The following is a 23141-nucleotide window of genomic DNA, read 5'->3' on the forward strand; positions in this document are numbered from 1 at the left end:
GTAATTGCTTTATCATTTGTCTGGATTTAATGTGGTGTTTTTTAACTTTTTTATTATTTTTTTTAATCAGTTTGTCGTGAAGGATTGATGGGTATGTCATTATTTGATGAAAGGGTGGTGTCGCCTGACAGAACCACTTTTTCGCTTGATTTTTGGCAGCGATGCCTACAAGAGCTGTCTTTTGAGGTGTCAGAGGCTGACTTTTTGCGTTGGCTATCACCGCTAAAACCAAGCATGGATGGCGATGTGCTGGTATTGTCAGCGATTAACCAGTATTTTATCAATCGTGTTAATGAAGAGTATATTGATTTGATTGAGCGTCTGGTGCAAAAGCATGCACCAGAGGGTGTGCATGCTGTGCGTTTGGAAGTGGCTCAAGTGACAGAGAGTGCCCCAAAAAGCGAAAAGCCAACCAAAAAAAGTAAAGTTAGCACCCAAATTGAAGAGAGTGAGCAGATTGAAGAGGCTTACACCTTTGATGTATTTGTCAAAGGTAAATCAAATGCTTTTGCTTATAATGCTTGTTATGATTTGGCCAAGAAAGCAGGTGAGAGTTTGTACCCACTTGTATTTTTGTATGGCTCGTCAGGCTTGGGGAAGACGCATTTGATGCATGCGGTGGCGCACCGCTATCAAAAGTCTGGTTTGAGATTTTGCTGTTTGACCAAAGATCACTTTTTTCGCATCACTAAAGATGCTTTTCGTGATAATAAAGTTGATCAGCTGGTTAAGAGGATTTGCAAGGTGGACTTGCTGATTATTGATGATATTCATCTGATTAACGCAAAATCTGCACCAAAATTTTCAGAGCTGCTTTTGACGATTTTTAGTGAATTTAGTAAAAATAAACAGCATCGTATTATTCTGGCATCTGACAGGCAACCAACCCAATTAAATAATTTTGATGAGCGTTTTAAATCTCGTTTTTCAGGTGGGTTAAATTTGCTTATTGAGCCACCAGATATTGACATGCGTGTGCAAATCTTGGAAAAAAAGGCGAGCATGCTTAATATGGTACTGCCCAAAGAATGTGCTTTATTTATTGCGCAGAATGTCGCACCAGATGTGCGACGCCTAGAAGGGGCGCTCAACCAAGTTCATGCCAATCATACCATGTTACAAGAGCCTGTGACGCTGACATTGGTGCGTCACGCCATTAAAGACCATGTTGAGGCTCGTGCACGAGCGGTTAATGCTGATAATATTCGTGATTTGGTGGCACAATACTATGGTGTATCCACCAAAGATTTGATGGGTAAAAAGCGGGCTCGCAATATTGTGCGACCCCGTCAGATGGCGATGTCGCTCATTCGTGAGCTAACCCAAGATAGCTTCCCTGAAATTGGGCAGTTTTTTGGTGGTCGAGACCATACAACAGTCATGCATGCCTGTAAAGCGATTGAGGAATTGCGAGTCGGTGATGCTAAGGTAGAGAAAGCCTATCAGGCACTAAAAGCAACTTTGGAATTTGAGTGATGGATGTAAGCATTAAACAGAACTTGTGTTTACATCAAAAAGTGGGTACCATAAGCGGTAATAAAGTGTAATAGGAAGATAATAATGAAATTAACCATCAGTCGTGATGTTTTGATCAATGCCATCAGTTTGGTTGCTAAGGCCGCTGATAAGCACCATCGTATTGGACCAATTTTGGCAAATATTAAGTTTGTTTTGACAGAGGACTTACTAACGCTTGTGGCGTCTGATTTGGAGGTTGAGTTGACCGCCACTGTTAGCATACCTGAGGGTGCGTGCGTTGAAGCAGGTCAGACTACTTTACCTGCTGAAAAATTATTTGTCATTTGTAAGACTTTATCAGATGCTGTCATAACGCTTGATGCCAATCAAACGCGTTGCTTGGTAACAGATGGCAGGGCAAAATATACCTTAAAAACTTTGCCAGCTCAGGACTTTCCTAGTATTGGTGAGCCAGGTATTACTGTGTCGTTACAGATTTCTCGTGATATATTGCATGATTTAATCAGTCATACTCGATTTGCTATGGCAACCCAAGATGTGCGTCATTATTTGACAGGTATGTTGTTTGAGATTGATGGGGATAAATTAACTGCCGTAGCAACTGACGGTCATCGTTTGGCGGTAGCACATCGAGTACTAGATGCAAACTACGATGAGCGACGAATCATTATGCCTGGCAAGGCGGTTGGTGAGCTTGAACGGCTGCTTGGTGAGATTGCCAAAACCAGCAATGATGAGCAAGTATCGCTTAGTTTTGATGATGAATTTATGCAAGTGTCGCTTGTATTTAGTGATGATAGTGAATATTGTGGAATGCAAGTGGGGGTTGTGGCAAGATTGATTGAGGGCAAGTTCCCTGATTATCGTCGTGTGTTGCCGTCAAATTATGATAAATCGGTGGTGTTTAATGAAGAAGAGATGGGTGAAGTTTTGCGTCGCTTATCGATTTTGGTGAATAAGGATGCGCCAGGCGTACTGTTTAACTTTGCACAAGCCGATACCGTCAGAGTCAGTGTTAATAACCGAGAACAAGATGCCGCTGAGGAAAATTTGGCGGTCAGCTACGAGGGTGAGCCATTGGAGGTGTCGTTTAATGAGGCTTATTTGCGTGCGGTTTTAAGAGTGCTTAATGGTGATGTGCGTATTGAAATGACCGAGTCTGTTAAGCCTGCACTGATTTATCAAGTGGGTGATGAGATGAATCATCAATATGTCGTCATGCCGATGCGTGTGTAGGTAATTGTATTGCGATTGTATCAAGTATGATTAACGAGTTACGCATACATACCTTGCGAAATCTATCCCAAGCATCTTTGTTATTAGCAGATTGCAATTTGATTATTGGGAAGAATGGCAGTGGAAAAACATCGCTATTAGAAGCGGTGTTTTTACTTTCTCGGGGAAAAAGTTTTCGCCATCATGAACCCAAACGCTACATTCAGCACCACGCCAAATCTTGCACCGTCTGGGCGAGCATTGACCATTTGCAGACCATCGCCATCCAAAAGCAACTTGACTCATCAAACTTTGCTACAACACTATTAAAGGTAAATCAAAATACTGTAAATAGTCAAAGTACTTTATCATTTTTACTACCAACATTACTGATTGATCCGACTGGTATGATGGTCTTAGAAGAGGGTAGTGCCAATCGCAGGCAGATGTTAGACTGGCTAGTGTTTCATGTGGAACATCAATTTTACCCAGAATGGCTGTCTTATCAAAGATTATTAAAACAGCGTAATTCTTTATTAAAATCGCCTTTTTTATCCCTAAGTGAGCTGAATGCTTGGGATTGTGCTTTATCGGTACATGCCGCTGCTTTACATGAATGTAGACAAAAGGTATTTGATGAATGGCAAAGTTTTTTTAATCAAATGATAGGGCGATTGTTACCAAGCTATCAAGACGAACTGTATTTGACTTATCAGGCAGGTTTTGATGTAAAGACGGGTTTGTTTGAGACCTTGAAAAATCGGCTTGAACAGGATAAGGAGCTTGGCTATACCCGTGTAGGTGCTCACCGTGCAGATGTGATGGTGGGTTTAAAGCAGGTGAATAAAGATGGTGTGAAATTGCGAGAGCAGGCAGTAAATGTACTATCTCGTGGCGAAAAAAAACTGTTGATTATTGCTTTAAAGCTGTCTCAGTTGCAAATGATTTGTCGGTATCTAAAAAATGTTAAACCTGTCGTTTTGATTGACGATATTGATGCTGAGCTTGATGATGAGGCGATGGAGGTGTTTTTTGATACAGTATTATCTTTACCTTGTCAGCTTTTTATTACCAGTCTGCAAGACAGTACAGCTGATAAAATCTGTCAAAAAATGATGAAAAATAATCGACATATAAATGAGTTGAAAGTGTTCCATGTGGAGCAGGGTGAGATTTTTGAAAAAAGCGGGTGTTAAGGGTTGAAAGTGTATTATTTTATTGGGGTTTGGGCGGTGTTTATCCATGCTTTTTTTTGAAAAAAATGCTATAATAATACTTATTTTTGATATTTGATTGTGCTTATTAAGGTGTCAAATAAGTGCAATATCTAAGGATTTTTCATGACTGAGCAAACGCAACACAGCGAATCTCACAACCCTCAAAATAATGAATACAGCTCAAAAAACATCCGAGTTTTAAGGGGGCTTGAGGCAGTGCGTGTCCGTCCGGGCATGTACATTGGCGATACCGATGATGGCACAGGTCTGCATCATATGGTGTTTGAGGTGGTGGACAATGCCATTGATGAGGCTTTGGCTGGGCATTGTGATGAGATTAATATCGTGATTCATGAGGATGAATCGGTGTCGGTCATGGACAACGGCCGTGGCATTCCTGTGGATATTCACCCAGAAGAAGGGGTGTCTGCAGCACAAGTTATTATGACGGTTCTGCACGCTGGCGGTAAGTTTGATGACAACTCCTATAAAGTCTCTGGCGGCCTGCATGGCGTTGGTGTATCGGTGGTTAATGCTTTGTCCAAAAGATTGATTTTAAATATTTGGCGTGATGGATATTCGTATACTCAAAATTATACTGATGGCGTGCCTGACTTTGAGTTAAGGCAAGTTGAGCCGACTGATCGGACTGGTACGCAGGTTAGATTCTATCCAAGTGATGAGATTTTTAGTGGCACAATTTTTGATTACGATATTCTTGCCAAGCGTCTGCGTGAACTATCTTTTTTAAATTCTGGTGTGCGTATTGTACTGACTGATGAGCGAGATGATAGAGTTCAGGTTTTTGAGCATAAAGGAGGGCTATCTGAATTTGTTACTTTCATCAATGAGGGTAAGCAGACCCTGAACGATATTTTTCATTTTACCGCACAAGGAGTAGAGGGTATTGGTGTGGAGGTGGCTCTACAATGGTCGGATAGCTACACAGAAAAAGTGCTGTGCTTTACCAATAATATACCGCAAAAAGATGGGGGTACGCATTTATCGGGGTTTCGTTCGGCACTCACTCGCTGTCTAAATCACTACATGGAAAGTGAAAACATTGGCAAAAAAGAAAAGGTTCAGGTAACAGGTGATGATGCACGAGAAGGTTTGGTGGCGATTGTCTCTGTCAAAGTTCCTGACCCAAAATTCAGTTCTCAGACTAAAGATAAACTGGTGTCTAGTGAGGTAAAGTCTGCTGTTGAAACGACCATGCACGAACGCCTAAGTGAGTATCTACTGGAAAATCCAGCGGCTGCCAAAGCCATTTCTGGTAAAATTATTGATGCAGCTCGTGCTAGAGAGGCGGCTCGCAAGGCTCGTGAAATGACTCGCCGTAAGACTTCGCTGGATATTGCAGGTTTGCCAGGTAAGCTGGCTGATTGTCAAGAAAAAGATCCTGCTTTGTCCGAACTGTATATTGTTGAGGGTGATTCGGCAGGTGGTAGTGCCAAGCAGGGTCGTAACCGTAAAATGCAGGCGATTTTACCATTAAAAGGCAAGATTTTAAATGTAGAGCGTGCCAGATTTGACAAGATGCTCTCATCTGCTGAGGTTGGAACGCTCATCACGGCACTTGGCACTGGTATTGGTGCTGATGAATATAATGTTGATAAACTTCGCTATCACAAAATCATCATTATGACCGATGCGGATGTAGATGGCTCTCATATTCGCACATTGCTTTTGACTTTCTTTTTTCGCCAAATGCCAGAACTGATTGAGCGTGGGCATATTTATATCGCTCAACCGCCATTATATAAAGTCAAAAAAGGCAAGCATGAGCTTTATTTAAAAGATGATGAGGCGTTAAAATCTTATTTGCTGTCATCAACAATTGATGAAAACCAGCTGTTTTTAAGTAAAGATGCACCTGCAATTACTGGCATGGCACTTGAAAAATTGCTCAATAATTATAACCAATCACAGGTTGTTAAAAGCCGATTGCAAAATAAATATCCACCACAATTGCTTGATGCCTTAACCTTGATACCGAAGTTTGATGCTGATTTTAAAGATAAATCTAGCGTTCAAGCATGGGCGGATAAGCTGCAAGTTAAATTGAGTGAGATTGCTGGTAATTTATCGCCACAAGTGGCGTTGATTGAAGCTGTGAGTTCTGATGATGCTCAAAAGCAGCAATGGTTACCTCGAGTAACGATATTTGTTCATCGTTTGCCTCAATATTATACACTTGATGCGGGATTTTTAAATTCTGCTGAGTATGCAAGGTTATATAGGTTATCTGGTGAATGGAATACGGTACTGGGGGTTGATGCATTTTTGCGTCGTGGCGAGAAGGATTTGGCAATCAAAGACTTTCATTATTTGTGGGGGTATATGATGGCGGATGCACGGCGTGGTATGAGCATACAGCGTTACAAGGGTTTGGGTGAGATGAATGCCGATCAGCTTTGGGAGACCACGATGGACCCAGAGAATCGTCGAATGCTTAAAATCACCATTGAAGACGCCATCGCAGCGGACCACCTGTTTAATTGCCTGATGGGTGATGAGGTTGAGCCACGCCGTATTTTTATTGAGGAAAATGCATTGAATGCTGATGTAGATATCTAATTCATCAGGCTTATTACCCCTATCAAAATGCGGCTGCTGATCATTCCAGTCGCATTTTTTGTTTTTTGATTAAAAAAATGACTCTGCACCAGTAGTCTACCCCATGCTAGACCAGAAACATGAGGTATAACACTAAGTTAAGCACTTATAAGCTCAAAAAAGATTATCAAATGCTTTTGTATTATTAAGTAAGATTTTTTGATTTTTCTAGTCTAGGGCCTAAGTAATTATTTGGGTTTGTATAGTATTTAGAAGGGTGTAAAAATCCTGCAGAAATTAGGGTAACTTTTGTAGGATTTTTTTAGGATTTTATTCATCAAAAACCAAATCTTGGGTGGGATAGCCTTGTGATTTGGCAAGTGCAATGTAGCGGTTTTGGATATCCGTAGGCATTTGCTCACGAGCCAAAAGCCACAAATAACGCTTGTCAGGCGTACCAACCATCGCATAGCGGTAATCGTCATCAAGTGCCAGCACCCAATAATCGGCATTGCCAATACCCAATGCTCTGACAAACTTGGGGGCAAAATTTACCTTAAGTTTGGCATCGCCCACAGGTTTTGCGATGGCGTGTGCTTGGATACGCTTGCCATCTTTGTTAAGGCAGCTATTGACCACCTGCACCACGGTTTGTTCGCCATCTTTGGTCAAGGTGTAATTTGCCCTGCTGTCTTTAGTGCAGTTTCTTTGAAAAAACATGGGCAATCTTGCCACTTCTTGCCAAGAACCCATATAGCGTGGCAAATCAACCTTTGCCACGGTGGCAGGTGGGTTGGTGGGGGTATTGGGCATACTGGTGCAAGCGGTCAATCCTAAAACAAGGGTTATACAAAGACCCATTACAATACGAGACATAAAAATCCTTAAAAGACAAAAGTGTTTAAACAAAGGGGTATGGTAGAGTACAAAATATGATATACCATAAAAGTGATAAAATACAATGGCATGGAGAAGAAAAAACTTTTATCTTTTTATCAAAGAATGCGAGTTTCGTTTTAACTATGGCTTGCCTATAATCGGCTTAGAATACCCAGAAAATGGTGTGGGGTTTAGGGCTTATCTACTACAGCCCTAAACATTTTAATAAATCGTCAACATCTTGATATTCTGAAAAATTTATTTTTGAAAATCCATAACCAATGTAGCTGTCTTTAATCAATTCTGTTGGACTTCTATGAAATAAAATCACACCAATCTTTCCGTTTACATTTAAAAAATTATCCTAGCACAGTTTGATAAAATTCTCACGAAAAATCTTGGTCGCCAAATCCATCAAAAAATGTTAAAATATCAAGCAATTTTTCCCCAATAAAGGCAATCCAAATGACCAAAAATATCACCGCCGACCGCATTTTAATCCTAGACTTTGGCTCACAATACAGCCAGCTTATCGCTCGCCGTGTGCGTGAAATTGGCGTGTACAGTGAGTTGCACCCTTTTGATGTTGCCGATAATTTTATCCAAAACTTTGGGGCAAAAGGCGTGATTTTATCAGGCGGGCCCGAAAGCGTGTATATGGACGGTAGCCCCAAAATCCCCCAAGCGGTGTTTGACCTTGGCGTGCCTGTTTTGGGCATTTGCTACGGCTTTCAGGCGATGACGGCACAGCTTGGCGGGGTGGTGCAAGCAGGCGACATCAAAGAATTTGGCTATGCCAAAATTGACATTGTCGCCCAAGACAAATTGCTAGCCGATACGGCAGATGCCCACAACCAATCGCAAGTGTGGATGAGCCACGGCGATAAAGTTGCCAAATTGGCAGACGGATTTGTCGCCACATCAAGCACGCCAAGCTGTCCGTTTGCGTCCGCATCGGACGAAAATCGCCAGTTGTACGGCGTGCAATTTCACCCAGAAGTTACCCATTCGCAAAAAGGCACGCAAATGCTACAAAACTTTGTCCACAGCATTTGTGGCTGTGGCAAGGCGTGGAACTCAGACAGCATCATTGAGATGCGTATCAAACAATTACAAGCACAAATCGGCGATAATGAAGTGCTTTTGGGCTTGTCTGGCGGTGTGGACAGCTCGGTGGTGGCTGCGCTTTTGCACCGTGCCATTGGCGATAAATTGACCTGCGTGTTTGTGGACAATGGGTTACTTCGCCTAAACGAAGGCGACCAAGTGATGCAAATGTTTGCCGATAATATGGGTATCAAAGTGATTCGTGCCGATGCCGAAAACCGCTTTTTGGACGCACTAAAAGGCGTAACCGACCCAGAAGCCAAACGCAAAATCATCGGACGAGAATTTATTGAAGTGTTTAGCGATGAAGCACGCAAATTAAACGGCATTAAATTTTTGGCACAAGGGACAATTTACCCTGATGTGATTGAATCCGCCAAAAGCAAAAACGGCAAGGCACACACCATCAAATCGCACCACAATGTCGGCGGATTGCCTGATGATTTGGCGTTTGAATTGGTTGAGCCTTTGCGTGATTTGTTTAAAGACGAAGTGCGAAAAATTGGCGTGGCACTTGGGTTGCCTGCCGAAATGATTTATCGCCACCCTTTTCCCGGCCCAGGGCTTGGCGTGCGGATTTTGGGCGAAGTCAAAAAAGAGTATGCCGATATTTTGCGAGTGGCGGACGATATTTTTATGCAAGAGCTTCGTGCGTCTGGCTGGTACGACAAAACCGCCCAAGCCTTTGCGGTGTTTCAGCCGATTAAATCGGTGGGCGTGGTCGGCGACGGTCGCCGTTATGCGTGGGTGATTGCCCTCAGAGCAGTGGAGACGGTGGATTTTATGACCGCGCGTTTTGCCCATTTGCCTTATGATTTGGTGGATAAAATCTCAACACGCATTATGAATGAAATCACTGATGTCTCTCGTGTGGTCTATGATGTGTCTAGCAAACCGCCTGCGACGATTGAGTGGGAGTAATTGATAAAACTGGCTCTTTGGGGTCAGTTTTTATTTATAAGATAATTGATTGAAAAAATGCACAACAAACCTTTTTAAATACTGTAATGTGTAAAAAATCAAACAACCAATCCAATACTTGCCCACATTGCAATCAAGCACTTGATAATATTATAACGCATCAATCGGTAGTATTTTGTGGTTATTGTCAAAATAGCCTACTGATTAACCCATTTTTAAAATCATTAGAGCGATTGAGCTTTTGGCAGTTTATTGGTTATTTTATAAAAAGTCAGTATAAATTATATTTGGCTTGTGGTATTATATGTGGGTTTTTTGTAGCAATCATCACAATTTTTGATAATCTTGACAAGATTAATGTAAGCCAAACTTTTGGGATAAGTTTAATTATAATTGCACTTATTATTATCGGTGTTGGTATTTATTATACCGAAAAAAAATTACAAAACTATCCTGCCGATAAACTCAAAAATAAGCTAATTATCAAAGGCATAGATACTTATACACTTATCCAAAACGACTTTAAAATATCGTTTGCATTAGAAAAACTAGCCGAGCAATTTGATAAATTTACCGCTTGTTGTCCACATTGTGGGTCGCAAAGACTACATCAAAGATTGGATACATTTGTTTGCAAAAATTGTCATTGCTGTTTTGATTTAAATAAAAAACTCACGCATTTAAAAACAATTAACCTAGCTATCCAATATATTTTTATCTTTACTTTAATAAGATATTTGGATAATATTGTTTATGCAATGCCTTTATTTTTGATTGTTTTATTTTTTGTAAATTTAATCGCCCAATATTACTGGTTTAAGACCCCAAAATGGCACATACACGCCCCCTAGCCGAACGAGTTCGCCCCACATCGCTTGACCAAATTATCGGGCAAGGCCATCTATTGGTCGTGCCTGCAACCGATTGTGGCGGTAACATTTTCTAGGTTGCTTTTGTTTTAGATGAATGACAAAAGCGATGCAGGAGAAAAGAAAGGGTCTTGGCATCGTAAAGTTTGATTGGTAAAAAACAAACCCATCGGTATAACGATGGGTTTGTTGCCACAAGATAATAGAATTACTGTATCAAATCCACTAATGCCCCATAACCTGCATTTTGCATATCGCTTAGTGGGATAAATTGCAAGGCATCGCCATTGATGCAATAACGCAATCCGCCTTTGTCTTTTGGACCGTCATTAAACATATGCCCCAAATGCGAATCTGCTACACGAGAACGCACTTCGGTACGCACCATATTAAAACTGGTGTCAGGCAATGTTGTGATAACTTCTTTACTAATTGGTTTGGTAAATGACGGCCAACCACAGCCTGAATTGTATTTATCAGTGGATAAAAATAACGGCTCGCCACTTACCACATCTACATACAGCCCCTTGTCAAATAAATGGTCATAGTGATGACTAAATGCTCGTTCTGTTGCACCGTTTTGAGTGATGTTAAATTGAGCTTTGCTTAGTCTATCTTGTAGATTTTTATCATATTGCTGATAACGGGTAGGGTCTAGTGCTTGGCTTAATGTATCGGCTTTTGGCAAAAGGCTTTTGGGCTGAATAACAGGTATTTTTTGATTGGCAAGGCTGACATCAATATGACAATAGCCATTTGGATTTTTGGTTAAATAGTCTTGATGATAGCTTTCTGCTTCATAAAAATGGCGTAGTGGCTGATTTTCTACCACGATTTTTTGGTTAAATTGGCGAGATAGTTTGCTAAGATTATCATCAATAATGGCTTTATCGCTTGGGTCGGTGTAATAAATGCCTGTGCGGTATTGTATACCCCTGTCATTGCCTTGTTTATTAAGACTGGTTGGGTCTATTACTTTATTATAATACGCCAAAATGGTAGCAAGATTGGTTTTGTCGGTATCGTAAGTTACTTTTACGGTTTCGGCGTGTCCTGAGCCTTTGATGACATCTTCGTAGCTTGGGCTTGCTGTTTTGCCGTTGGCATAGCCAGATACAGCATCAACCACGCCTTCTACTCGCTCCATATAGGCTTCAAGTCCCCAAAAACAGCCACCTGCCAGATAAATTGTCCGTGTGTTAATCGGTGTTTTGCCGTCTGCTTGATAATAGATATTGTCGGTTTTTTTTGGGTTTTTGTTTGACATAGAGTGGTTTTGTGCTTGCAAGTTTTTAAGCCCTGCAAAATCATTGTCTGCATTGTCTGATAGTGCCGATATTTGGGCATCGGATAGATTGCCTTTGTGAAGATAAACCAAATTACCTTTTTTGTCCAAAATGGCAAAGGTTGGATACACCTGAATGCCAAATTGGTTAATTAGCGTGCCATTTTTGTCGGTCAGTACTGCTAAATTGGGGTATTCTTTGGCGACCACATTATACCATTTGTGAAATGCTTGCTCGTCTTTTTCGCCTAGCTGATTGGGGCTTGCTACGCTAATGACATTCATATTGGGATATTTTTTTGCCCAGTCATCACTTTCTTGTAAAGTGGCAAGGCACGAAGGACACCAGCTTGCCCAAAATTTTACGATTGTTGGGCGGTTTGGGTCAATCACGCTTTTGTTTGTTTGATAGATATTGGCGTTTGGCAGTGATTGCAATGTCGCCAGCGTTTGACTGGGTAGCATATCTTGGCTGGACTTTTGGTGCGTTTGTTCGTTTAAGTCATAAGACTTGGCGTTCATTTTTTGGCAACTTGATAAAAGCAATAAAGTTGCACATAAGGCACTGCTAAAACTTAGCGTATTATAAAGCAGTCGTTTTGACATTGTCGTATCCTTTCACAAATTAACATTGGAAAAATGGTTGGTTATCAATCATCTTGTGTTTTAAATTGAGTCATCATTTGATTGAGTGCTTGAATATTGTGTTTAAAGTTACGACAATTTTTACAAAGACATAAGTGGCTATATACTTGCCCTTTTTGTAAAGTACTAATGTTATCATCTCGCCAATGGCTAATCAAATGAATAATACGGTAGCAATGCTTATCTTGGGGTAAGTTTTGAGGTTCAAACATTTGTTTTTCCTTCTTTATTGTTAGTTAGAGATTTTCATCATCAAACCATTTGATTTGTAAGCATACTTGTAATCGTAATCTGGCCCGGCACATAATGACATAAAAATTTTGTTTGCTTATTTGACAACTTTCACAGATTTCTTCGGTGTCTAGCTCCAAGTATTCTTTCATCAAAAATATTTTGGCGTGTTCGGCAGGCAGGTTGTTTAAACACACTTCCAAAACCTGCCAAAAACCGTCATTTTGAGCTTGAATCTCAGGATTATATGCTCTTTCATCAAACGCTGTAGGGCGAGTGCTTTTGTGCCACGAACCGTCTTGGGTAAACAAAGTATTGATGACAAGCTCATCACTGTCATTATTGTCGTCATTTGTTAAATCGGTTAATGGAACATAGCGATTTTTTTGGCGCAAGTAGTCAATGATTTTGTTTTTTAAAATGGCAAAAACCCAAGTCTTGAGTGCGGATTTACCCTGAAAGTCTGTTTGGTACCGCAATGCAGTGGTTAATGCTTCTTGCACGATGTCTTCGGCAATATTTGTATCATTCAGTTGATTTTTTGCAAATTTTAGCAGTTCTTTGTAAAGGTATAACAAATAATCGTCATTCAATGAATGATGCATACTGTGTGTTTTGCTATCTTTTAATAGCCGAATAAATGTTTCATTATCATCATTCATTTTTATGCCTTTTATTTGTATTTACTTTAAAAAATGCTTTTTTAAAAAATAATCAATACTCACATAGTTACCTGCTCCATAAAACAATAAAGGCAATAGCATAATCAAATAAGTTACCGCAAATTCCACGCCATTATTTAAAATTACAAAATTTCCCATATCGGTAAGCCACTCGTAATTACCGTGTTCTTGCAAAATCTCACGAGCCTTTTCCAATCTTAATGCAACTTCTTGGGCGTTATTTAGACTATCATTGGCACTGCCAAAACCCAATTTTGACCAAAATAAGGCAGTGCTTGTGCCAGCTTCACTAGATGCAATGGCAAACCAACCATTTTTTAAATGCACGGTCCAGCCTGCCACTGCCATTGTAATGATTAGTATAATGCTAAAAAAGCGTGTAAAAACCCCAAATAGCAAAGCAAATCCACCAACAAGTTCAGCAAAAATCACCAATGCTGTCATCAAAGGTGCAAAAGGCAGTCCAAGCCCCCAGTCGCTATTGCCAAGCCATTCACTGGTTGCATTAAAGCTGTTTAATTTATTGAGTCCTGCAATAATAAAAATTGGCGCTAAATAAATACGCAAAGCAAGCAGTAAGGTAAAATCAAGCGATTTTAATTTGTGGATAAATCTATCATAAGTATGGATAATTTTTTGCATAAAAACTCTTTTTTTATAAAACACTAATTGGGCTAATTTATGTCATTTGAATTAACACAGATTGGCTAACTAATAACGCAAATAAATCATCGGTATACGCCAAAAGTTCGTCAATATTATCATAATCAATAGATTGACCAAAATCACGCATTAGTTGTTCATTAGATGAATATGTTTGTTCACTATTTTGCATAAAATCAATGAGTAAATGGGTCAAGGCATTAATTTGGATAAATTCTATTTTGTCATTATTGTCTTTTAAGACCACCAAAAAAGCATCAGACGGTTCAATATCGCTATTATCCACGCTAATGGTATGTACAGGATAATGATAGTGATGATTTTGTACACTATGATTTAAAGCGTACGAATTGTTGCTGTTAATAATGACCTTTGGCGTTGTATCTGGCAGGGTGTCTACATACAGTTCTAGCCATTCATAATGGGCAAGCTCGGGCAAATAATCAGGCACAAAATCAATATCACTTTTTTGAAGTGTTATTGCATTATGCCAATCACTATCGTTGTCATCGTTTAGTTTTGATAAAAAATCCACAAATTGCATTGGAATTTCACTAAAATATGGCGAATGTGTTGGATAACATTGAAAAAAATACAACGATAAAGGTTTGAAGTTATCGTCCAATATCGCCCGACAAACGGGAAAGCATTGATTTAAAAAACCAGACATATTGTTAAAAATCAAGTCTTGGTAAATTTTGCCAACCTTGTGGGGAATAGTATCGCTAGCAGATTGAGAACGCAAATAATCACCAAATTGCAATTGAAATTTTTGCAAAGAATAAGGCGGTTTATGACTATTAACTGTGCGATTTTTTTCAAATAAAGTTATTGTCATTGCTTTTTATCATTTTAAAATCAGGCAGATAACTGCTGTTTGTTTGGATTTAAAGATTGACACGCATTTTTTTGAGCATGGTGAATCATATCAATCTCTGTCAATAATTCATCTAGGGCAGGAAAATTAAAATCTCGCTCCAAACAGGTGGGAATGTCGGTGGCTTTTTTGCCTGTACGATGATAAATCTCACGATAGGCTTCGTCCAATAACTGCCAAACAGGTTCTATGACATTATTGCCGTGCGTGTCTATAATAAAACCATCTTCTGCCACATAATGCCCTGCAATGTGCATATAACATACTTTTTCTAGTGGCAACTGGTGTAAATAGGCAATGGGGTCAAAGCCAAAATTTTGGCTATTGACATAAATATTATTGATATCCAAATGCAATAAGCAATCGGCTTCTTTGACCACAGCACTGATAAACTCGCTGTCGGACATATCACTGTCTGGTGGCGTGTAATAATAACTGGCGTTTTCAAAACCAATTTGCATACCCATAATATCTTGGGCTTGTTTTATGCGATTGGCAGTCCATTTGACCGCATCGTTGGTACAAGGAATAGGCAATAAATCATACAAATGTCCCTTGTCATCAGATGTCCACGCCAAATGCTCAGTATATAACTGCATACCGTGTTCTTGCATAAATTTTTTGGTATTTTTTAATAAATCAATATCCAATTTGGCACTACTGCCGATTGACAAAGACAAACCGTGGCAAATAAAAGCAAATCGCTCGGTATAGGATTTGAGTAGTTTGTGATACTGCCCACCCATTTGCCCTGCCGAATTAAGCCAATTTTCAGGCGACACTTCAAAAAAATCAATCGCTGATAAATCGTGTGTTTGCATATCTTGGCAAAGCTCACGGCGAAAGCCTAAGCCTGCACCTTTTAAACAATTACTCATATCGGTCTCAACGATAAATGGCATTAAAAAACACTTAGAATCAATCAAACAAGCATATGCTTATTTGATTGATTAATAACGCTAAGTAAATAATGTTAAGTTAAGTCGGCTTATTTAGCTCCGCCACACTTACCTTCGCCACATTTGCCTTCACCGCACTTGGCTTCGGCTTTTTTGGTGGTAGGTGCTTTGGCTGTGCCACCGCATTTACCTTCGCCACATTTGGCATCTGCCTTTTTGCTGGCTTTGGCTGTACCGCCACATTTGCCTTCACCGCACTTGGCTTCTGCTTTTTTGCTCGCCTTACTTTTGCTGACACAAGCCTTGTCAGCTTTGTCGCATTGTGTGGTTTTGTTTTGGTAGCCTTGTGCCATCGCATTTAATGCAAATGGGCTAACGCCTGCTACAACCAATGAGCCAACTAAGGCGGTTTTTGCTAATTTTTTCATGGTATAAACTCCGATTGTATGTTTTATCAAGTTTTGGTATGATTTTTTGGTAGTCATGCCAAAAGTAAAAATAGGACATTTTGTTAATATTTAAAAAAACAGAATGTTCTATTACAATAGTCGTAAATCAAACGCAAAACCTTACAATTTTTTTTAATATTTTTTGTATTATGTTGAAAATTCATACTTATCATACATGGCAAGGTGGATTATGGTTTGTATGTTGGATTGTCGCCAATAGATGGTAAGGGCTGGGATTATCAAATCTGTTGATGAATTTTGACGGTTTGTCGGCTGATTACATTCAATATTTGAGTGAGGATAATAATATTATCCAGATGAGCAAAAATCGTGGTTGGGTTGTTGTCAATACTGTGAGTAGTGGGCGTGTTTTAAAAAGCCATTTAATTTAAATTAAATGGCTTTTTGTTAATTATTTTAATAATTCTTGTACTTGTTTTTCAAATACTGGCAAATGTTTTGCAACGGATTTATCTATCGCCTGTATAAATTTGTTGTTATCAGCAAGCGACATAGCGGACTTAGTCAGTGCCTTTGTTACCAAAGCCTCTTTGGTGATGATGCTTTGACCAACTGGTGTTTGATAAAACTCAATCATTGCATTCACTTCTTGTTGTGTATAGTGTTCTTTGGCAATGTTAATGTAGGTATTGATGATCTGCTCAGATAAAATACCAAGATTGACATCTTGCCAAATTTTTTCGCTCAGATCATAAAGAAGGGTCTCAACTTGTGAACGCTTTTCTTCTGGTAGGTAATTGACCATAGAGTTCATGCTAGTATGTACAAATGCATTAACAAAACCAGATTTCATCGTCTCTTGGACAATTTGCTCTGTGTTGGTAACCTTTGTTAATGTGAGCAATGAGTCATGACTTGGTGTTTTTGCCATGACAGTAGTTGAGCCAAAGAGTAGGCTTGTGGTCATCAATGTTGTGATAATGCTCTGTTTAATATTCATGTTTTAACCCTGTTTGATAATCGATGAAATAAAAAGTTGTTAATATCAATGTGTAAATGAAAGTTATTACCATATAATATGATGGAAAAGCTATGATAGCAGAACCAACCTTTTTGTCAATACTGTATTTGCACAGCTATATTTGTGTCTTTGAAAAACTTACCAATGTATTTATAAAAATTTGCTATAATGTATGCAAAGATGGCTGTTGCTCAAATGACCCAAAAGATATACTAAAAAGCATTTGATATTTTTTTTTGATGGACTTTTGAGCTACTCTTAAAAAATCAAATCAATTTTATATTGTTTCATGTGAAACAGTTATCAATGACCATGAATTTGGTTTGGTTGTTACTTGGTTTAAAGTCATTGATGCTGGTGGGTTGGTGGTTTTGATGTCATTAAAAAGTGATGAGTTAAAGACTGTCTTGGTGATTTAACATTTGACAGAAGCGATAAGAATAGGGTGTGGGTGATTTGTGAGATTTTCCAAATTTGGCGAAAAATTTACCAAAAACAGTGGTATTTTGCAGTTGATGGACGATTTGGGTAGGGCTTTATCAAGCGATAAGCCTATTAATATGCTGGGTGGTGGTAATCCTGCCGTCATTGATGAGGTAAACAGGGTTTATCAAAAGACTTTGATGGATATTGTTGCTTCGGGTGATGCGATTGACAGCATGGCCAATTATTCGACACCGCAGGGAGATGCTAAGTTTATTGATACGCTGGTTGATTTTTTTAATCGCCATTATAGTTGGTGTTTGACAGCGGATAATATTGCATTAACCAATGGTTCGCAAAATGGATTTTTTTGTTTATTTAATCTATTTTCTGGGCAGTTTACTGATGGGGAAAAATCTATCTTACTGCCTATGGCGTCTGAATATGTGGGCTATGCAGATGCTCATGTGGATGGTACGCATTTTTTGTCGGTGCCACCAATCATTGAGGAGGTGGTGCATGATGGACAAACAGGGTTTTTTAAGTATCGTGTGGATTTTGAAAAACTAGAAAGTCTGCCAGAGTTGGCTTGTGGTGAGATTGGGGCAATTTGTTGTTCTCGTCCAACCAACCCGACAGGCAATGTATTGACCGATGATGAAATGGCACGCCTTAAAGATTTGGCTAAAAAGCACGACATTCCTTTAATCGTTGACAATGCCTACGGCGAACCATTTCCAAACATCATTCATACTGATACGAATTTAAGCTGGGATACTCAAACGATTTTGTGTTTTAGCTTATCAAAAATTGGTCTGCCAGGAGTGAGAACGGGCATTATTGTAGCAAATCCTGAGGTGGTGCAGGCGGTGAGTGCAATGAATGCGATTGTTAATTTGTCTCCTGTGCGTTTTGGGGCAACAATTGCCACGCCGATTTTTGCTGATGATACAATCGTTAAGCTTGCCAGAGCGTATATCCGCCCATTTTATGTTCAGCAAGCGAATTTTGCCATTGCATTGTTAAAGGAGCAGTTTGCTGATTTGCCAGTAAAAATTCACAAACCTGAAGGGGCGATTTTTCTGTGGGTGTGGTTTGAAAATTTGCCAATTTCTACAACCAAGCTGTATGAAATACTAAAAGCAAAAGGCACGCTCATCATTCCAAGTGAATATTTTTTCTTGGGTATTGATGTCGCTAATTATCCGCATGCCAAGGAGTGTATTCGCCTTAGTATTGCTCAAAATGATGAAACGCTCATTTGTGGCATCAAGATGATCGGTGGGGTGGTGCGAAATCTTTATCAGAAAAGTTAATCGTACCTGCTTATTATACCAAGCTAATAAAAATCCCAAATCATTGAGATTTGGGATTTTTATTAAATTAAGCAACTAAACCGCTGCAATCACCATGATTTCAACAAGCCAGTTGGGGTTAACCAGTTTAGCTTGTATGGTGGCACGAGCAGGTGGGGTGGTGTCTTTGACCCATTCATTCCACTCTTCATTAAAGCCATCAAAGTTTGCCAAATCACTGATGAATACTTGTGCTGATAAGATTTTGGATTTGTTTGTACCTGCTTTGGCAAGAGCCTTATCAATATTGGCAAAAACTTCACGAGATTGCCCTTTGATGTCTAGGCTATCATCGTCAGGTACTTGCCCTGCCAGATAAACTACGCCATGATGAATAGCGATTTCGCTTAAAGTGGCGTTGCTGTCAAGTTTGGTGATGTTGGTCATAGATTTTCCTTAAAGGTTTGCAAAATTTAGTGATAACGAGCCAAAGACAGTCCATCGAGGCTGATATCGGGCGTTTGTCGGGTGATGATGTCGGCAATCAGTTTTCCAGAGCCACACGCCATTGTCCAGCCAAGTGTGCCATGTCCTGTATTAATAAATAAGTTGCCAAACCTAGTGCCACCAATGATGGGTGTGCCATCTGGTGTCATTGGGCGTAGTCCCGTCCAAAATTTGGCATTTGGCAAATCGCCACCTGTGAACAAATCGTTTGTTACCATCTCTAAGGTAGCACGGCGTTTGGGATTTAGAGTGAGATTAAATCCAGAAAGCTCAGCCATACCACCTATTCTGATGCGATTATCAAAGCGTGTGATGGCGACTTTGTAGGTTTCGTCCAGCACGGTTGAGACGGGGGCGTTTTTCTCATCAAGAATCGGTACGGTTAAAGAATAACCTTTGACAGGATAAATTGGCAAATCTAGCCCCAGTTGTTTGGCAAGATTGCGAGAATAACTACCAAGAGCAAGTACATAATGATCGGCAATCATCATCTCGCCATCAATCATCACACCAACAATCTGATTGCCATTGTGATGGATGTTGTCTATGGTTTTGTTAAAAACAAAGTTTACGCCCAAGTCTGTGGCCAGCTTTGCCAAATTCTTGGTAAATAGGTTGCAGTCGCCAGTTTCGTCGTTAGGTAGACGCAGACCACCCACCAGCTTATCTTTGGCATGTATCAGGGCGGGTTCAACTTTATCCAATTCATCACGACTGATAAGCTCATAATCTACGCCACATTCTTTTAATACTTCAATATCACGACCAACAACATCCAGCTGAGCTTGCTTGCGAAATAATTGTAGCGTGCCTTTTGTGCGATGCTCATAGTTGATGTTTGTATCGCTTCGAAGTTGTTGCAGGCAATCACGACTGTATTCGGCAACTCGCATCATGCGTTCTTTGTTGATGGCGTAATCGTGAGCATTGCAGTTGGCAAACATTTTGCTTGCCCAGATTCCTTGCCAAGCTGTGCCATCTGGACTGATGGCAAAAGGGGCGTGCTTTTGAAATAGCCATTTGGCTGCTTTGGTAGGAATACCAGGTGCTGCCCAAGGGGTGGAATAACCAGGGGAGATTTGTCCTGCATTGGCAAAACTCGTCTCTTCGCCAACATCTGCTTGACGGTCAATGACGGTAACTTCCACACCTAATTTAGCAAGGTAATAAGCGGTTGTTACGCCTATCACACCACCACCTAGGATGATTGTTTTCATGAGGTATTTCCTTGTTTTTTTATTGTGTACCTTTTGCGTACTTGTAAAAATTCTGCGACTTAGCCTTGCGGTATTGTATATGATGCCAATCATGAAAACAAGCTGCTTGGTAGAGATGAAAAAGAGGCTGGCGTGAATTTATTGTTGATTGGCGGTGCGGTACTGGGTGCAGTGTTTCGTTATTTTCTTGGTGTTTTTGTAAATATATTGATGGGGTGATGAGCTTAGCTGTGGTTTTGTTTTGAATAAATTTCGTCCAACACCAACCAAGTTTTGTCAAACTTGGTCAAAAAAGATACCTAAAAATCTGTTATAATAATCTAAATTTTTATAACAACCTGTGAAGAAATATGTCCTTATTTTCTTATTTTGAACGCAAAATTGATCCTTATCCAGAAGGTCCTATGCCTGTAATGACTCGAGCTAAGCTTCTGTCCTTTCTTTGGGTGTGCACCGAGGGGGCAAGGGTGTGGATTTTTATTCGTGTGTTGTTGTCGGTGTTGTTGGGCGTATTTGGTTCGCTACTTTTTGCGTGGGTGGGTGATGTGGTGGACTGGCTGACCATCTATGCTCCAAGCACACTTTGGCAGGAAAAAGGACAAACTATCATGATGATTTTGGGTTTGTGCTTATTATCAATCATTGGTGAATTTTTTGATAATTTGGTGCGTTTTCAAGTGCTCCAAGGTGTGATGCCCATGCGTCTAAGGTGGTGGTTTCATAAGCACATGCTCGGACAGTCCATGCAGTTTTATCATGATGAGTTTTCTGGGCGAGTCTCTGCCAAAGTCATGCAGACAGCACTTGCTGTGCGTGATACCATCATGACAATGGCGGAAATGGCATCGTTTGTATCTGCTTATTTAATTACCAGCGGTGTGATTTTATTAGGTTTGGATTTTTGGTTGTTTGTGCCTTTTGCCTTATGGCTTGTTGTCGTTGTTGTTGTGATGAAGTTTTTTTTGCCACGCTTAAGACGCACCGCCAGCGATCAAGCAGATGCTCGTGCTTTGATGACAGGGCGAGTTACAGACGCTTATGCCAACATCAGTGCGGTCAAATTATTTAGTCATTCCCAGCGTGAGTTGGGCTATGCCAAATCTGCCATGCAAGAGTTTATGACCACTGTTCATGCGCAGATGCGTTGGGTGTCGCTACTTGGTACAACTACTGAGACCATTTCTTTGCTGATGATTATTGGCAGTACAACAATTGGTGTGTATCTATGGATGATTGGGGAGGTTACGGTGGGGGCGATTGCCATCGCCTCTGGTATTGCTCTAAGATTAAAAGGTATGATTCAGTGGATCATGTGGGAGATGGCAAGCTTATTTGAGCACATCGGCACGGTGCAAGATGGTATGGATACGCTGACCACGCCACATACCATCATGGACAAGAAAGATGCAAAAGATTTGGTTGTTAATCGTGGTAATATTGTTTTTCGCGATGTATCGTTTAATTATGGTAAGTTAGACAGCTCAATTCAGCTGTTAAATCAGTTTAATCTGAACATCAAAGCAGGCGAGAAAGTGGGTTTGGTTGGTAAGAGTGGTGCGGGCAAATCCACGCTGGTCAATCTACTGTTGCGTTTTTATGATGTACAAGATGGTGAAATTCTTATTGATGGTCAGGATATCAGTGGGGTTACTCAAAATTCTTTGCGTGAGAACATTGGTATGGTAACTCAAGATACGGCCCTTTTACACCGAACTGTGCGTGAGAACATCGCCTATGGCAAACCTGATGCAACCGATGATGAGATTATCTTGGCTGCTAAGGCTGCCCATGCTTGGGATTTTATTTGTAATTTGCAAGACAAGTATGGCAATAAAGGTCTTGATACGCAAGTGGGTGAGCGTGGTGTAAAACTCTCTGGCGGTCAGCGTCAGCGAATTGCGATTGCTCGTGTGATACTAAAAAATGCACCAATTTTGCTGCTTGATGAAGCAACTTCTGCTCTTGATAGCGAGGTGGAACACGCCATCACACAAAGCCTTGATGATATGATGGCAGGCAAGACCGTCATCGCCATTGCGCATCGTTTATCAACCATTGCTAGCCTTGATAAGTTGGTGGTCATGGATCAAGGACGAATCATTGAGATTGGTAGCCATGATGAACTCATTGCCAACAATGGTGTGTACGCCCATTTGTGGTCAAGGCAATCTGGCGGATTTTTGGGAAAAATGGAGTAGGGTGAGTCTATCAACCAATCACCTATGCGGTGTGAAGGAATAGATAACCAACACACCCCCTCTTTTTTTCTAAGCCACCTGTGCGGTGTGAAGGGCCATAAAGTATCTATGGCGAGCAGGATTAAATTTCTAAGCCACCTGTGCGGTGTGAAGGTAATTTTTGTCTGGCTTACTCTTCAGCTTCTTTTTCTAAGCCACCTGTGCGGTGTGAAGGTCAAAATTGGCAAAAGCCGTGGGCATTTTATTTTTCTAAGCCACCTGTGCGGTGTGAAGGTCAATATTACCAAGCTCAATGTTGCCGTTATATTTCTAAGCCACCTGTGCGGTGTGAAGGAACTGCACTTTTTTTACATTGTGCTGGGTGCTTTTCTAAGCCACCTGTGCGGTGTGAAGGTGGTGTTGATACGCTCAAATCATGATGGACATTTTCTAAGCCACCTGTGCGGTGTGAAGGTGTTATCCATCGTTTTCCACGCCAAATCAGGATTTCTAAGCCACCTGTGCGGTGTGAAGGGATGAGATTTACCGCTTTTTAATTGCT

General features: G+C 40.3%; 19 protein-coding genes, 1 pseudogene and 1 CRISPR repeat array (1 of these 21 only partly in view). Of the genes and pseudogenes, 9 read left to right on the plus strand and 11 right to left on the minus strand.

Annotated features, from left to right (window positions below; all coding sequences use genetic code 11):
- Positions 1–93 precede the first annotated feature (93 nt).
- The 4 genes from dnaA (at position 94) to gyrB (ending at position 6491) form a co-directional block, all read left to right on the plus strand.
- Positions 94–1476 carry a chromosomal replication initiator protein DnaA gene (dnaA, locus tag R0123_RS05930; protein WP_323843418.1) on the plus strand — a complete coding sequence of 461 codons (1383 nt, stop codon included), beginning with the start codon at positions 94–96 and terminating at the stop codon, positions 1474–1476.
- 84 nt (positions 1477–1560) lie between these two features.
- Entirely contained in the window at positions 1561–2715 is a 1155-nt protein-coding gene (gene dnaN / locus R0123_RS05935; protein ID WP_323843419.1) for a DNA polymerase III subunit beta, read from the plus strand.
- A 26-nt stretch (positions 2716–2741) separates the two neighbouring features.
- The gene (gene recF / locus R0123_RS05940) at positions 2742–3890 is read left to right on the plus strand and encodes a DNA replication/repair protein RecF (protein WP_323843420.1); all 1149 of its coding nucleotides are present in this window, start codon (positions 2742–2744) and stop codon (positions 3888–3890) included.
- A gap of 144 nt (positions 3891–4034) precedes the next feature.
- Positions 4035–6491, plus strand: coding sequence for a DNA topoisomerase (ATP-hydrolyzing) subunit B (gyrB, locus tag R0123_RS05945; RefSeq protein WP_323843421.1), 2457 nt, complete (start codon positions 4035–4037; stop codon positions 6489–6491).
- Between the two features lie 309 nt (positions 6492–6800).
- Here gyrB and R0123_RS05950 read toward each other — a convergent pair whose 3' ends face one another.
- Positions 6801–7346 (minus strand): lipocalin family protein, encoded by a 546-nt coding sequence (locus tag R0123_RS05950; RefSeq protein ID WP_323843422.1) that lies wholly within the window; start codon positions 7344–7346, stop codon positions 6801–6803.
- A gap of 78 nt (positions 7347–7424) precedes the next feature.
- On the opposite strand from R0123_RS05950, the pseudogene R0123_RS05955 reads away from it, so the two are divergent.
- The 3 genes and pseudogenes from R0123_RS05955 to R0123_RS05965 form a co-directional block, all read left to right on the plus strand.
- A pseudogene (locus R0123_RS05955) lies at positions 7425–7544 on the plus strand (IS1595 family transposase); the annotation flags it as partial.
- 270 nt (positions 7545–7814) lie between these two features.
- Positions 7815–9377, plus strand: coding sequence for a glutamine-hydrolyzing GMP synthase (gene guaA, locus R0123_RS05960; protein ID WP_323843423.1), 1563 nt, complete (start codon positions 7815–7817; stop codon positions 9375–9377).
- 86 nt (positions 9378–9463) lie between these two features.
- Positions 9464–10228, plus strand: a complete 765-nt coding sequence (locus R0123_RS05965; RefSeq protein WP_323843424.1) for a hypothetical protein — start codon at positions 9464–9466, stop codon at positions 10226–10228.
- 226 nt (positions 10229–10454) lie between these two features.
- Here the strand turns inward: R0123_RS05965 and msrAB are convergent, their stop codons facing one another.
- From msrAB to R0123_RS06005, 8 genes are all read right to left on the minus strand, one after another.
- On the minus strand, positions 10455–12137 hold the full coding sequence (msrAB, locus tag R0123_RS05970) for a bifunctional peptide-methionine (S)-S-oxide reductase MsrA/peptide-methionine (R)-S-oxide reductase MsrB (RefSeq protein ID WP_323843425.1): 1683 nt from the start codon (positions 12135–12137) through the stop codon (positions 10455–10457).
- 44 nt (positions 12138–12181) lie between these two features.
- Positions 12182–12388: a hypothetical protein gene (locus R0123_RS05975; RefSeq protein ID WP_323840990.1), complete on the minus strand. Its 207-nt coding sequence runs from the start codon at positions 12386–12388 to the stop codon at positions 12182–12184.
- A gap of 24 nt (positions 12389–12412) precedes the next feature.
- Positions 12413–13069: a sigma-70 family RNA polymerase sigma factor gene (locus tag R0123_RS05980; RefSeq protein ID WP_323840989.1), complete on the minus strand. Its 657-nt coding sequence runs from the start codon at positions 13067–13069 to the stop codon at positions 12413–12415.
- 21 nt (positions 13070–13090) lie between these two features.
- Positions 13091–13732, minus strand: a complete 642-nt coding sequence (locus R0123_RS05985; protein ID WP_323843426.1) for a DoxX family protein — start codon at positions 13730–13732, stop codon at positions 13091–13093.
- A 37-nt stretch (positions 13733–13769) separates the two neighbouring features.
- Positions 13770–14591 (minus strand): DNA-binding domain-containing protein, encoded by an 822-nt coding sequence (locus R0123_RS05990; protein WP_323843427.1) that lies wholly within the window; start codon positions 14589–14591, stop codon positions 13770–13772.
- Between the two features lie 20 nt (positions 14592–14611).
- Complete coding sequence (locus R0123_RS05995) at positions 14612–15508, minus strand: DUF692 domain-containing protein (protein ID WP_323843428.1); 897 nt, start codon at positions 15506–15508, stop codon at positions 14612–14614.
- A gap of 110 nt (positions 15509–15618) precedes the next feature.
- Entirely contained in the window at positions 15619–15957 is a 339-nt protein-coding gene (locus R0123_RS06000) for a hypothetical protein (protein WP_323840985.1), read from the minus strand.
- 433 nt (positions 15958–16390) lie between these two features.
- Positions 16391–16939, minus strand: coding sequence for a DUF2059 domain-containing protein (locus tag R0123_RS06005; RefSeq protein WP_323843429.1), 549 nt, complete (start codon positions 16937–16939; stop codon positions 16391–16393).
- 479 nt (positions 16940–17418) lie between these two features.
- On the opposite strand from R0123_RS06005, the gene R0123_RS06010 reads away from it, so the two are divergent.
- Positions 17419–18699, plus strand: coding sequence for a valine--pyruvate transaminase (locus R0123_RS06010; protein WP_323843430.1), 1281 nt, complete (start codon positions 17419–17421; stop codon positions 18697–18699).
- Between the two features lie 75 nt (positions 18700–18774).
- Here the strand turns inward: R0123_RS06010 and R0123_RS06015 are convergent, their stop codons facing one another.
- Together R0123_RS06015 and R0123_RS06020 are read right to left on the minus strand one after the other, a co-directional pair.
- Positions 18775–19125, minus strand: coding sequence for a RidA family protein (locus R0123_RS06015; protein WP_323843431.1), 351 nt, complete (start codon positions 19123–19125; stop codon positions 18775–18777).
- A gap of 26 nt (positions 19126–19151) precedes the next feature.
- Positions 19152–20402 (minus strand): D-amino acid dehydrogenase, encoded by a 1251-nt coding sequence (locus R0123_RS06020; RefSeq protein WP_416381697.1) that lies wholly within the window; start codon positions 20400–20402, stop codon positions 19152–19154.
- Between the two features lie 350 nt (positions 20403–20752).
- Here R0123_RS06020 and R0123_RS06025 point away from each other — a divergent pair, with 350 nt between their 5' ends.
- Entirely contained in the window at positions 20753–22600 is a 1848-nt protein-coding gene (locus R0123_RS06025; protein ID WP_323843433.1) for an ABC transporter ATP-binding protein, read from the plus strand.
- A 66-nt stretch (positions 22601–22666) separates the two neighbouring features.
- Positions 22667–23141: a CRISPR direct-repeat array (repeat unit 28 nt; unit sequence TTTCTAAGCCACCTGTGCGGTGTGAAGG) (it continues 33 nt past the right edge of the window).

The organism is Moraxella sp. Pampa (assembly GCF_035181385.1).
Taxonomy (GTDB): domain Bacteria; phylum Pseudomonadota; class Gammaproteobacteria; order Pseudomonadales; family Moraxellaceae; genus Moraxella.

Bases quoted from the DNA above. Each gene is read 5' to 3' on its own strand.
- R0123_RS06020 (WP_416381697.1), bottom strand. From the start codon at position 20,402: ATGAAAACAATCATCCTAGGTGGTGGTGTGATAGGCGTAACAACCGCT.
- gyrB (WP_323843421.1), top strand. From the start codon at position 4,035: ATGACTGAGCAAACGCAACACAGCGAATCTCACAACCCTCAAAATAAT.
- recF (WP_323843420.1), top strand. From the start codon at position 2,742: ATGATTAACGAGTTACGCATACATACCTTGCGAAATCTATCCCAAGCA.
- R0123_RS05990 (WP_323843427.1), bottom strand. From the start codon at position 14,591: ATGACAATAACTTTATTTGAAAAAAATCGCACAGTTAATAGTCATAAA.
- dnaN (WP_323843419.1), top strand. From the start codon at position 1,561: ATGAAATTAACCATCAGTCGTGATGTTTTGATCAATGCCATCAGTTTG.
- R0123_RS05985 (WP_323843426.1), bottom strand. From the start codon at position 13,732: ATGCAAAAAATTATCCATACTTATGATAGATTTATCCACAAATTAAAA.
- dnaA (WP_323843418.1), top strand. From the start codon at position 94: ATGTCATTATTTGATGAAAGGGTGGTGTCGCCTGACAGAACCACTTTT.
- R0123_RS05995 (WP_323843428.1), bottom strand. From the start codon at position 15,508: ATGAGTAATTGTTTAAAAGGTGCAGGCTTAGGCTTTCGCCGTGAGCTT.
- R0123_RS05965 (WP_323843424.1), top strand. From the start codon at position 9,464: ATGTGTAAAAAATCAAACAACCAATCCAATACTTGCCCACATTGCAAT.
- msrAB (WP_323843425.1), bottom strand. From the start codon at position 12,137: ATGTCAAAACGACTGCTTTATAATACGCTAAGTTTTAGCAGTGCCTTA.
- R0123_RS05980 (WP_323840989.1), bottom strand. From the start codon at position 13,069: ATGAATGATGATAATGAAACATTTATTCGGCTATTAAAAGATAGCAAA.
- R0123_RS06015 (WP_323843431.1), bottom strand. From the start codon at position 19,125: ATGACCAACATCACCAAACTTGACAGCAACGCCACTTTAAGCGAAATC.
- R0123_RS06000 (WP_323840985.1), bottom strand. From the start codon at position 15,957: ATGAAAAAATTAGCAAAAACCGCCTTAGTTGGCTCATTGGTTGTAGCA.
- guaA (WP_323843423.1), top strand. From the start codon at position 7,815: ATGACCAAAAATATCACCGCCGACCGCATTTTAATCCTAGACTTTGGC.
- R0123_RS05950 (WP_323843422.1), bottom strand. From the start codon at position 7,346: ATGTCTCGTATTGTAATGGGTCTTTGTATAACCCTTGTTTTAGGATTG.
- R0123_RS06005 (WP_323843429.1), bottom strand. From the start codon at position 16,939: ATGAATATTAAACAGAGCATTATCACAACATTGATGACCACAAGCCTA.
- R0123_RS05975 (WP_323840990.1), bottom strand. From the start codon at position 12,388: ATGTTTGAACCTCAAAACTTACCCCAAGATAAGCATTGCTACCGTATT.
- R0123_RS06025 (WP_323843433.1), top strand. From the start codon at position 20,753: ATGTCCTTATTTTCTTATTTTGAACGCAAAATTGATCCTTATCCAGAA.